At 34.6% G+C, this 10,253-nt stretch carries 10 protein-coding genes; 7 read left to right on the top strand and 3 right to left on the bottom strand.

Annotated elements, in window-relative coordinates; translation table 11 throughout:
• The first annotated feature begins 5 nt into the window (after window positions 1-5).
• Together Z054_RS32490 and Z054_RS0115970 are read left to right on the top strand one after the other, a co-directional pair.
• Window positions 6-3,956, top strand: a complete 3,951-nt coding sequence (locus Z054_RS32490) for a DUF6443 domain-containing protein (RefSeq protein ID WP_084050395.1) — start codon at window positions 6-8, stop codon at window positions 3,954-3,956.
• A 40-nt stretch (window positions 3,957-3,996) separates the two neighbouring features.
• Window positions 3,997-4,266: a hypothetical protein gene (locus tag Z054_RS0115970; RefSeq protein WP_152538581.1), complete on the top strand. Its 270-nt coding sequence runs from the start codon at window positions 3,997-3,999 to the stop codon at window positions 4,264-4,266.
• 118 nt (window positions 4,267-4,384) lie between these two features.
• On the opposite strand, the gene Z054_RS30355 is transcribed toward Z054_RS0115970, so the two are convergent.
• Both Z054_RS30355 and Z054_RS0115960 read right to left on the bottom strand, forming a co-directional pair.
• A complete protein-coding gene (locus tag Z054_RS30355) occupies window positions 4,385-4,723 on the bottom strand; it encodes a thermonuclease family protein (RefSeq protein ID WP_024771050.1) in 339 nt (112 codons plus the stop codon).
• A 192-nt stretch (window positions 4,724-4,915) separates the two neighbouring features.
• Window positions 4,916-5,242 carry a helix-turn-helix domain-containing protein gene (locus Z054_RS0115960; RefSeq protein WP_024771049.1) on the bottom strand — a complete coding sequence of 109 codons (327 nt, stop codon included), beginning with the start codon at window positions 5,240-5,242 and terminating at the stop codon, window positions 4,916-4,918.
• Window positions 5,243-5,390: 148 nt separating this feature from the next.
• On the opposite strand from Z054_RS0115960, the gene Z054_RS0115955 reads away from it, so the two are divergent.
• The 5 genes from Z054_RS0115955 (at window position 5,391) to Z054_RS0115935 (ending at window position 9,986) form a co-directional block, all read left to right on the top strand.
• The gene (locus Z054_RS0115955; protein WP_024771048.1) at window positions 5,391-6,911 is read left to right on the top strand and encodes a hypothetical protein; all 1,521 of its coding nucleotides are present in this window, start codon (window positions 5,391-5,393) and stop codon (window positions 6,909-6,911) included.
• An 88-nt stretch (window positions 6,912-6,999) separates the two neighbouring features.
• Window positions 7,000-7,932, top strand: a complete 933-nt coding sequence (locus tag Z054_RS30350) for a tyrosine-type recombinase/integrase (RefSeq protein WP_161635299.1) — start codon at window positions 7,000-7,002, stop codon at window positions 7,930-7,932.
• A complete protein-coding gene (locus Z054_RS0115945) occupies window positions 7,925-8,806 on the top strand; it encodes a tyrosine-type recombinase/integrase (RefSeq protein ID WP_024771046.1) in 882 nt (293 codons plus the stop codon). The genes Z054_RS30350 and Z054_RS0115945 overlap by 8 nt, the downstream gene beginning before the upstream one ends.
• A 41-nt stretch (window positions 8,807-8,847) precedes the next feature.
• Window positions 8,848-9,429, top strand: coding sequence for a JAB domain-containing protein (locus Z054_RS0115940; RefSeq protein WP_024771045.1), 582 nt, complete (start codon window positions 8,848-8,850; stop codon window positions 9,427-9,429).
• Window positions 9,430-9,458: 29 nt separating this feature from the next.
• Entirely contained in the window at window positions 9,459-9,986 is a 528-nt protein-coding gene (locus Z054_RS0115935; protein ID WP_024771044.1) for an ORF6N domain-containing protein, read from the top strand.
• Window positions 9,987-10,028: 42 nt separating this feature from the next.
• On the opposite strand, the gene Z054_RS32330 is transcribed toward Z054_RS0115935, so the two are convergent.
• Window positions 10,029-10,253 (bottom strand): hypothetical protein (locus Z054_RS32330; RefSeq protein ID WP_035092281.1); only part of this gene is annotated, 225 nt, incomplete at its 5' end.

Raw genomic sequence — 10,253 nt, 5'->3', positions numbered from 1 at the left:
GTAAGATGAAAAAACAAATAATATATAGCATCGCGATACTACTAATGGGGTTGAAGCTTCAGGCCCAGGTGGTGTTATCGGATAAGAATTATATACATTCGACAGTTCCTCAAACAGCCATGACTATTGCGCAGATAGAGGCTGTAAATTGTACTAATATCAATGATGTTGATAAGACGATAGAGAGTGTTACCTATTTTGATGGACTGGGTAGACCGATACAACAACGAGCAATCAAAGCCTCTAAAGATGGTAAGGATATTGTAACCCATATCGAGTATGATGTGTATGGCAGACAAGACAAACAATACCTGCCTTTTGAGGCAAGTAATACGGTGGGGAGTTATAAAGATATTAATGTAAATCAAGATATTAACCAATATTACAAAGACAACTATACAGATGATTTTCCCGGGATTACTAATACTAATCTGGGAGAGGTTAATGCCTACTCAGAGAGTATTTTTGATAAATCTCCTCTTAATCGAGTAATAAAAATAGGTGCGCCTGGTACAGCTTGGAAAGCTAACCCTAATAGTGATGCAGATCACGCTATTAAGACAGATTGGTATACTAATAAAGTTAATGAAGTAATCTATTTTAAAGTAGACTTTGCCAATCCAAACGATACTGAAGCTCCTAGCTTGGTAAAGGATGGTTTTTATGGTGCAAATCAATTGTACATAACCATTACTCAAGATGAAAACTGGACTCCGGCAGCTGGTAATAATCATACTACTAAAGAGTACAAGGATAAACAAGGTAGAATTGTTTTAAAACGAACCTTTAATGCAGGATCAGCGCATGATACCCATTATGTATATGATAGATTTGGGAATTTAACCTATGTAATACCACCTAAAGTAGATACGAGTACTACAAGTATCTCTGCTATTGAGCTTACCGAATTGTGCTACCAATATAAATATGATTATAGAAACCGATTGATCGAGAAGAAGATCCCTGGCAAAGGCAAGGAGTATATTGTGTATAACAAACTCGATCAGCCGATTATGACCCAGGATACCAACTTAAAAGCAACCAATGCATGGCTCTATACCAAATACGATGCCTTTGGTCGGGTAGCCTACACCGGTAAAATCACCGATCCCAAGGATCGCGCAGCCCTACAAACCGAGGCTACCGCCTATAGTGATGCATTGTGGGTAGACCGTATTGCTCCTGTACTAGTAGATGGGGTACAATTGTACTATAATGATGGGGGCTATCCCAAAGTGACCAATGCTACACTACTCACCATCAATTATTATGGGGACTATACTGTTTTAGGCAGTGAAGATACCTTTTTTAATGCACCAGCCACCATATATGGTGTAACCCCTAGAGCGCAAACCAAATCCTTACCGGTAGTTAGTAAAGTACGGGTGTTAGAAACTCTGGATTGGATCACTACGGTTACTTATTATGATACCAAATCAAGACCGATCTATGTAGCCAGTAAGAATGAGTATCTAAACACTACAGATATTATAGAAACCAAGCTGGATTTTGTGGGTAAGGTAGAAGAAACCACAACCACGCATATCAAAGATAGTCATGCAGCGATTGTAACGATAGATAGTTTTATGTATGACCATATGGGTAGAGTACTCAACCAAACCCAAAAGATCAATACTCAGGATCCAGAAGTTATCGCAGCCAATACCTATGATGCTTTAGGGCAGTTAGTGTCTAAAAAAGTGGGTAATGGATTACAGGATATTCACTACAAATACAATGTAAGAGGCTGGTTAAAAGGGATCAATGATGTAAACAACTTGGGGAATGATCTGTTTGCTTTTGGCATCAATTACAATACCCCACAACTTGGAGCTACACCGCTGTTTAATGGTAATATAGCAGAGACCCATTGGAAAACTCAAAGTGTAAACCCTAACCCTCCGAACAATCCGGTAAGCACTTCATATGTGTATAGTTATGATGCCCTTAATAGAATTGTAAGTGCAACAGATAATACTGGTAACTATTCGATAAGTAATATCACGTATGATAAGGTTGGGAACATTCTTTCTTTAAATAGAAAAGGACATATTAATGCAGCAGCCACAGATTTTGGGGATATGGATATACTCTCTTATACGTATGACAGCGGCAATAAGCTCATGAAAGTTAGTGATGCTGCCCCTATAGATCAGTTTGGCTTTAAAGATGATGCGGTGAATACTACTGCTGATACTTCTAATGATTATGTCTACGACACTAATGGTAATATGACTGAGGATCAAAACAAGGGGATTACAGGGATTACCTATAATCATTTAAACCTACCCCAAACAGTTACTGTAAATAATACAGATCATAATGGAAATATTAATTATATTTACGACGCCACTGGAGCAAAATTAAAAAAGATTGCAACAGAGGGAAGTTCTTTAATAGAGACTGAGTATGCCGGTAATTATGTGTATAAGAATGGTAATCTGGAGTTTTTTAATACCTCAGAAGGGTATGTAGAACAACACTCAGATGGCTTTAAGTACATCTATCAATATAAAGATCATTTAGGCAATATACGTTTAAGCTATAATAAAGGCGGTAACAAGACTTTTTTAAATGATACTTTTGATAGTAGTACCGATGGCTGGGGTGGCGGAGGCGTATCTGCAACCAATGGTCGTTTAGGTGTTAAAGTAAGATATATGTACAGTGGTACGAATAAAAAGATTACACAATCTTTTAGTGCTGGTGAAACTGTGAAGATACGACTGAAACTGGATGCCAATGGCAAAGGGTATAAGATGCGTGTACTGGTCAATGAGATTGATGCTACCAACAAGAGTACAGGATGGTATTCTGCAGGAGATGCTGGCGAAGGTAATTTTGAAGCTACTTATCAGATCAAACAAGATGCTTCTAAGCTAAATATCAAACTGGGATTAACCAGTAGTATAGCTGCAGAAGAAGAGATTTACCTTGATGATATTAGTGTGGTACAAGAAACCGAAGAAGGGATCATCGTACAGGAAGAGAAGAATTATTATCCTTTTGGGCTGCAACATAGAGGTTACAACTTTGCTGTAAATGGTAGAAAACATAACTATGGGTTTAACGGTGTTGAGCATAATGAAAGTTTAGGATTAGACCTTTATGAGATGGATTTACGAAAGTACGACCCTGCCATTGCTAGATGGACAGGTATTGATCCAGTGACTCACTTTTCTCAATCTACATATACTGCTTTTGATAATAATCCTGTTGTTTGGGCAGATCCTTCTGGAGCGGATGGAGAACATTATAATTGGGACACTAAAAGATATGAAGATGACCAAGGTAATGAGGTTTCTTTTGAAACAGCTTTAGCAAGTGTTAGCGGTCCAAATGATCATATAAAAATCAATACTAAAACTAAAAAAGCAGAAGTTTTTGCAGATGATAATGATTATGATACTATAGAGACAGATGGTGAAATAAGTTATTCTCCTAATGGAAAAACAAGATCACGTTTAGAATCTGAAGGATATTCTATTAGAGATATAGAAGGTGTAGGCATGGGAGCTGTTGATAATTCTATTTTAATTCTTTCAAGTGAAGCGGTATTTGCTTGGACTCTTAGAGGGATTAAAGGAGCTTGGGCAGCTTGGGCTGCAAGAGGAACTACTACTGTTACTGCTAAATCATCATCTAATTTTTTAAAATTACTTAAACCTCTTGATGAGTTTGATGAAGCAGTTACTCTTTTCAGAGGTACTACAGGATCAGAAGCAAGTTCTGCATCAATATTTTTAACGGATAATGCTGCTGTAGCTGCAACATACATTAAAAATGGAGGACAAGTAGCTTCATATAGAATCAGTCAATTTGCTATAAAACAATTAGAACAATCAGGAACTTTGAATTTATTAAAAGGTATTCATAATAGAACAGGACAGATAAGTACTGAATATCAATTCATAGGAAAAGAACTTGTAAACGCAATAAATCAATTAGCTAAGTAAAATGTTTAAGAAAAAAAAAGAACAAACCTGTTGTGTAAAAATGAAAGGTTTATACGATGTAGATTCTCAATTAGGAATAAATTTTAGAGTCATTAAAATTTCTGAAAGTTTTATTGAAAAAGGAATAAAAAGAGGTATTCCTACTCCATCAAATAAATATAGATATGTTTTTAGTGATGGTTACTCTAATAAATTATCATCTGATGAATCTAAGTTGCTTTTTATAGAATATTGTCCTTTCTGTGGGAAAAAATTAAGTAGCGTATATAAAGATGATTTACAAGTGAATGAAAGTAATCACGACTGGTAATACCCTATTCTTCGAATGTCTCCTGACTTCGTAGTGGTACGGTAAGTAATAAATATAAGAAGCAGTTACAGGCATTAAGTTTGTAGCTGTTTTTTTATGTTTTAGAAATCGGTCAGATTTATTCTTTGTATAATTTAGCTACATTTTTATCAATCAGGTAATCAGATATATTAGTGTCGTTATAGATCACTTCTGCAATATATCGTGCATATTGGTCTTTGTTTTGTTTGGTTGTAGTAATGGTAACGGTAGCCCCTTCTGGGCAAAATTTTCTGGCTACTGCTCTGGCATGTTTTGCTTGTCTTTCTCTATACGCTACAGTATTACTCATCTCTGGGGCATCAATACGAGCCAATCTTATTTTTTGTGTGGTCTGTACATAGAACCCTAAATCGATCTCTACTTGCAAGGTATCACCATCAATCCACCTAACAATCTTTGCTTTATAATTAAACATAGTCTTAAAAGTACTACATTTTTAGGTGCAAAAATGTAATTTGATCAGAAAAAGGGTTCAAAAAAGCATTAAAAAATTGCTGTAATAAACTGTTTTATAGTTAGTTGTGTGATATGACTACATTTTTAAGGTTAAAAATGCATGATGATTATATATAGTATAAATTACAGTAAGTAGAAATGTTGATATTGTTTATGTAATAGATTTAAGTTTTACATTTTTGATAAGAGCATCAAGAGTATATAGTATATGTTCTTTATCATTATCATTCATCTGTTGTACTTCAATAACACGTTTAAGGAGTTTATTATCTACTTCTACAGTTACCTTACCTATTAAGAAATCTAAAGATACTTCTAGTATATCAGCTATTTTAGCAGCTACCTCTATAGATGGTTTTACTTCATCACGTTCATACCGACCGATAATATCTCCTGAAGTACCTACTTTTTTACCCAAATCATTTTGAGAAAGTTTTTTTTGCTTACGTAACTTAGTTATTTGTTGCCCTAAATTCATACTTAAAAGTAGTTAAAATGCTATATATAATAAGGTTTTAGCGAAAATAAGCGATATAAATATCATAACAAAGATATATAAACCTTGTTTAAATCTGATAAATGTTTTAGTTTTGTGATATATATGTCAGAATTTAAACTTATCAACAATGTTAAATACTACTAACCCGAATAATTACGAATACACAACAAAGTACTTAGAAATATCAATCTTAGGCGGTATCAAACTCAATCATTTAGAAGCGTTACGGGTTACATTAGGAATTAATAAAGTAAAATCTGAAACCAAACTACGTCACAATGTAGATTTATACAATGATAACCAAGTAGAGAAACTTGTTAGAAAAGTAGCAGAACGTATAGAAATAGGTACATCAATAGTGAGGCAATGCCTCCAAGAATTAACCAATGAACTAGAGCAATACCGATTAAGCCAATTGGATATTGATGAAAACGAAATCCCCATCAAAGAACTATCAAGTACAGAACTGCGAGCCGCAGAGGCATTTTTAAAATCTAAAAACTTGTTAGAGAAAACCAATGAGCTGATAGAACAAAGTGGAGTCATAGGAGAAGAAACCAACAGATTATTAATGTACCTAATCTTTACCAGTCGTAAAAGCCATAACCCTTTACATTGTATCAGTTTAGGAACTTCTGGATCAGGTAAAACACATTTACAATCCAAAGTAGCCGAACTCATACCTGATCATGAAAAAGTAGAAATTACCGTATTATCAGAAAATGCTTTTTACTACTTCAATCGTACAGAATTACGGAACAAATTAATCTTGATAGAAGACTTAGACGGAGCAGAAAGTGTACTTTATCCATTACGAGAATTACAATCCAAACGAAGAATTACAAAAACCGTAGTACATAAAGATAGAAAAGGAACTACTAAAACCATACACCTAACGGTAGAAGGTCCTGTATCTGTAGCAGGGTGTACCACACAAGAATCTATTTACGAAGATAACAGCAACAGGAGCTTCCTGTTATATATTGATGAATCAAAAGAACAAGATCAAAAGATCATGCAGTATCAACGATTGATTAGCGCAGGAAAAGTAAATATCGATGCAGAACTCAAAGCAAAAAACATCTTACAGAGCGTACAAATGTTGTTACAACCTATTAAAATTATCAATCCCTATGCAGAATACTTAGAATTACCACAGTCAGTATTTAAACCAAGAAGAACCAACTCACATTATTTGCAACTTATAGAAGTCGTTACCTTTTACTGTCAGTATCAACGTCCAAAAAAATATGATAAGCAGACAGGAGAGGAATATATAGAAACCACGATCGAAGATATACAAGCAGCTAATATCCTGCTACATGAAGTATTATTACGCAAGAGTGATGTATTAAGCGGTGCGTGTCGTAACTTTTTTGAAATGCTCAAAACTTACCTAAAAACCCATACTCAAACTATTTTTACCAATAAAGAAATCCGTCATATCCTACGGATCAATCCGAGTAATCAAAAACGTTATATGTTACAATTACAAGAAGCAGGATTAATACAAAAAGCTAAAGGAGATAAAAGGAACGGATATCAATACGAAGTTACTACTTACGAGGATTACAATACTACCCATACACAGATAGAACAACTATTTACTAACACCATAAAACAATTAGAAGTTCAAAGTAGTTCATAGTGGTTCACAAGGTCAAATGAACCATAAGCATTACTGGCAAACAGAGGATTACACAAGTAGTTCACCAAACTCTAAAAAACACATACCGATGAAAAAATTAAAGTTAGAAAGTCCTAGCTATAGAATACTATTGCCTTCATTTACCGAATGGTTAGATATCTTAGGGTACGCAGAAACAACGGTGTATTACTTACCCAGTCATCTAAAAGAGTTCTTCTACTGGCTAGAGTGTCACGGACATACTGATGTAGATACCATCACTACCCAATTGGTAAAAGAATATTACCAGCAGCTTACACAAAGAGCCAATGAAACTAGGTATGGTGGGCTTAGTAAATCCTATCTCAATAAACACCAACAGGCATTAAAGAAGTTTAGGGATTATCTGATACAACATGATGCCAAAACACCTTTGCGAGTACATCTAAAAGCAGAAAATAACCCTACAGAAGAAAAATTAAATATACTAATCCAACCTGAAATCAAAGAACTCTTTACCGCTTGCAGCTATAGTAATAAACGTAAATGTATCAGAATACGTGACAAAGCTATCCTAACGATATTCTACAGTTGTGGATTACGTAGAAATGAAGCTGTACACCTTGATATTAAAGATATCCTTTTTGATAAAGAACGAATCTATGTACGCAAAGGCAAGAATTACAAAGAACGCTTTGTGCCGATCAACAAATACAACCTACAAATATTAGAAGATTATATCTACGAAGCCAGACCAGAGTTTACTAATCATATAAAAAGCGAAGCTTTATTTATAAGTCAGTTCGGTACACGACTGCAAGGCATGTCTTTTGCCAATCGTCTAAAAGCTATAGTAACAGCTACAGAAAATACAAAGATCATAGAAAAAGATATCACTCTGCATACGTTACGACACTCCATAGCCACTCATTTACTACAAAAAGAAGTACCACTCGAAAGTATCAAACACTTTTTAGGGCATAGCAGCTTAGAATCCACACAGATTTATACTCACATCGTAAAAACCATAGAAAATGAATGATTATACTACGCATTTAAAGAAAGAAGGATATGCAACAACTACCATCAAAAGTAATGAAAGGCAAGTTGCAGATTTTACAAAATGGTGCAAACGAAATCATACTACACCTATTGAAATAGATTATAAAACCTGTTTAAAATACATCAAACATTTAACCCGAAAAGGCAATAGTAAAAGAACGATCAATCATAAACTGGGAAGCTTAAAAAACTACTTCAAATATCTGATAAGTGAATCCTACCGACTAGACAACCCAATAGAAGATACTAATATAAAAGGAGTAAGAAGGACGCTCAACCATAACTTGCTCGAACCCGAAGAATTAGAAGATTTATATTATAGTTACCAAACCGATACGTACCAAGAAGAATATCACAAATACACCTCAAAACGTAATAAAATTATTGTTGGATTACTGGTGTACCAAGGATTAGACACCAAAGACCTGAAAAATCTAAAAACAGAACATGTACAATTAAACAAAGGTAAAATCTATATCCCAGGAACGAAAAAGAGTAATGCCAGAGAAATCGAACTCAAACCTTGGCAGATGATGGATTTTATGGAATATATAGGTGAAATTAGAAGTAAACTATTAGAACGGTTACAAACTGATACAGATCAACTCTTCCCTTCTGGAGATCGGTTTATCATTGTCAATGCTATTATAAAAAAGATCAGAAAGTATAACCAAAAAGTACAGAACGCCAAACAGATCAGAGCAAGTGTAATCACCAATTGGTTAAGTCAGTACAATCTTAGAAAAACTCAATATCTGGCAGGACACCGCTACATCAGTTCTACAGAAAGATACTTGCAAGACGATCTTGAAAACCTACATGAAATTGTAAATAATTATCATCCAATAGAGTAAACCAGAAACCATATAAAACCATAACTTTATACCCTTACACAATGAACATCCGAGTGAAACCAAATACCAAAATAGAAAGTCCCGAAGAACTGTACGAAATTATGCAACGCATCCTAAAACGGGAGCAAAAAACAGACCGTGATCGGGAACACTTCTGGACAATCAGCCTAAACAATGCCAACACCGTACTTAATATAGAACTCGTCAGTATGGGTAGTGTAAACACTACGATCATAGAACCGATGGAAGTCTACAGCATACCTTTACAAAAAAGGGCTACACGGATTATTTTAGTACACAACCATCCTGCTGGCACATTAAAACCATCCAAATCAGATAAAGACATTACCAATAGACTGATACAAGCAGGGAGAATATTACATATAGAAGTTTTAGATCACATCATCATTACCGAAGAATCCTTTTACAGCTTTGCACAAAGTGGTTTACTCGAAGAATTAGAAAAGAGCCTTGAGTATGTTCCTGCTTATAAGATTAAAGAACAAGGACAACAAGAAAAAGCTAAAGAAATGGCAAAAGTAATGAGAAAAGAAAATGTTGATATAGAAACCATTATGCGCTTTACAGGATTAAGTAAAGCAGAAATAACGAAGCTACAATAACGATTTATCAGTAAAAGAAAATATAAAGAATGAGTAACGATATTATTATTCCAAACGAGATAATCACTAGTAAAATATACCTAATTAGAGATCAAAAAGTAATCTTAGACAGTGATCTATCAGAACTTTATCAAGTAGAGACTAAACAATTAAAAAGACAAGTAAGAAGGAATATTGAGCGTTTTCCAGAAGATTTTATGTTTGAACTGACCAAAGAGGAGTTCGAAAACTTGAGGAGCCAATTTGGCACCTCAAATTGGGGAGGAACAAGATATATGCCGATGGCATTTACAGAACAAGGTGTTGCAATGTTATCCAGCGTACTCAATAGCCCTACTGCTATAAAAGTCAATATCCAGATTATTAGGGTGTTTACCAAGATAAGAGAAATGCTAACCGATAACCTAAGTGTAAAACTAGAAATCGAAGAAATCAAAAAGAAGCTTACCAATCATAGTAAAAACATAGAACTGGTCTTTGATTATCTTGATGAACTCAACAAAAAATTAGATACACCTGAATTGGATGAGAGAAAGAAAATTGGCTATAAAAAATAATCAAATAACTTAAAAACTAAAAAGATAGAGCGCACTCATGCTTTAAAAGCTTTTAATAAATTTTAATAGCTTCAAAAAAATTAAAAAGCTAAAAAAATACATACAGATCATTAACAATCCCGAACCGATACGTTCGGGCTTTTTGTTTTCATAGGTAAATAGCCAAGTGACTTCCTTCGGTCGGCAAGTTATTATGGGCGCATCAAAAATGCTTTGCCCATAAGCTGCAATAAGGAGTTCCTTCGTCACGCCACAAGCTATTTTTTG

Origin of the sequence: Aquimarina macrocephali JAMB N27, assembly GCF_000520995.1 — a bacterium.
Classification (GTDB): Bacteria; Bacteroidota; Bacteroidia; order Flavobacteriales; family Flavobacteriaceae; genus Aquimarina; species Aquimarina macrocephali.
The sequence above is the reverse complement of the archived record's forward strand: the minus strand, read 5'-3'. Positions and strand labels throughout refer to the sequence as shown.

Excerpts from the sequence above, each read along its gene's own strand:
- Z054_RS0115935 (WP_024771044.1), top strand. The coding sequence starts at position 9,459 with ATGAGTAACGATATTATTATTCCAAACGAGATAATCACTAGTAAAATA.
- Z054_RS0115940 (WP_024771045.1), top strand. The coding sequence starts at position 8,848 with ATGAACATCCGAGTGAAACCAAATACCAAAATAGAAAGTCCCGAAGAA.
- Z054_RS32490 (WP_084050395.1), top strand. The coding sequence starts at position 6 with ATGAAAAAACAAATAATATATAGCATCGCGATACTACTAATGGGGTTG.
- Z054_RS0115945 (WP_024771046.1), top strand. The coding sequence starts at position 7,925 with ATGAATGATTATACTACGCATTTAAAGAAAGAAGGATATGCAACAACT.
- Z054_RS0115960 (WP_024771049.1), bottom strand. The coding sequence starts at position 5,242 with ATGAATTTAGGGCAACAAATAACTAAGTTACGTAAGCAAAAAAAACTT.
- Z054_RS30355 (WP_024771050.1), bottom strand. The coding sequence starts at position 4,723 with ATGTTTAATTATAAAGCAAAGATTGTTAGGTGGATTGATGGTGATACC.
- Z054_RS30350 (WP_161635299.1), top strand. The coding sequence starts at position 7,000 with ATGAAAAAATTAAAGTTAGAAAGTCCTAGCTATAGAATACTATTGCCT.
- Z054_RS0115970 (WP_152538581.1), top strand. The coding sequence starts at position 3,997 with ATGAAAGGTTTATACGATGTAGATTCTCAATTAGGAATAAATTTTAGA.
- Z054_RS0115955 (WP_024771048.1), top strand. The coding sequence starts at position 5,391 with ATGTTAAATACTACTAACCCGAATAATTACGAATACACAACAAAGTAC.